At 66.4% G+C, this 1,034-nt stretch carries 1 protein-coding gene; it reads right to left on the minus strand.

Features of this window, described 5'->3' with window-relative positions:
- Positions 1–208 precede the first annotated feature (208 nt).
- The coding region (locus tag ACE026_RS10035; RefSeq protein WP_486038883.1) for an NAD(P)-dependent alcohol dehydrogenase at positions 209–1,034 on the minus strand (826 nt) is incomplete at its 5' end.

The raw sequence follows: 1,034 nt of genomic DNA on the forward strand, positions 1-1,034 counted from the left end.
CCCCCCCCCCCCCCCCCCCCCCCCCCCCCCCCCCCCCCCCCCCCCCCCCCCCCCCCCCCCCCCCACCAGCGCCACGCTTGGCTTCCCCCTGCTTACCGCACGCCGCGCCCCGTAGCGGCCGGGAGACATTTGCGCGAAGGGCACACGTGTACAGCTCACAAAAAAAAACCCGGCATTGCCGGGGTTTTTTCATGCCTGTGCGGAAGGATCAGGCCGCCTTTTCCAGCGTGCCCATGTCGATGACGAAGCGGTACCGCACATCGTTCTTCGCCATGCGCTCCCAGGCCTCGTTGACGGTCTTGATGTCGATCACTTCCACGTCGCTGACGATGTTGTGCTCGGCACAGAAGTCCATCATTTCCTGCGTCTCAGCCATGCCGCCGATCGCCGAGCCGGTGATGTGCTTGCGGCCGAACATCACCGAAGCGCCCATCAGCGGCGGATCCAGCTCGGTCAGCACGCCGACCAGGCACATGGTGGCATCGCGCTTGAGCAGGGACATGTACGGGTTGGTGTCGTGGCTGACCGGGATGGTGTTGAGCAGGAAGTCGAAGCTGCCCGCATGGGCCTTCATCTGCGCCGGATCACGCGAGACCAGCACTTCATCGGCGCCCAGGCGCTTGGCATCGGCGCCCTTTTCCGGGGTGGTGGTGATCATCACCACGGTGGCGCCCATCGCCTTGGCGAACTTCACGCCCATGTGGCCCAGGCCACCGAGGCCGATCACGCCGACCTTCTGGCCGGGGCCGACCTTCCAGTGGCGCAACGGCGAATAGGTGGTGATGCCAGCGCACAGCAGCGGCGCGGCGGCCTTGAGGTCGAGCGTTTCGGACACCTTCACCACGAAGCGCTGCTCGACCACGATGTGGTCGGAGTAGCCGCCGAAGGTCGGCTGGCCGCTCTCGCGCTCGGTGCTGTTGTAGGTGAAGGTCGCGCCCTTCTCGCAGTACTGCTCCAGATCTTCATCGCAGGCCGCGCAGTGGCGGCAGGAATCGACCATGCAGCCGACGCCGGCGAAATCGCCGACCTTGAAG

It is taken from the genome of Stenotrophomonas sp. AGC87, assembly GCF_057333975.1.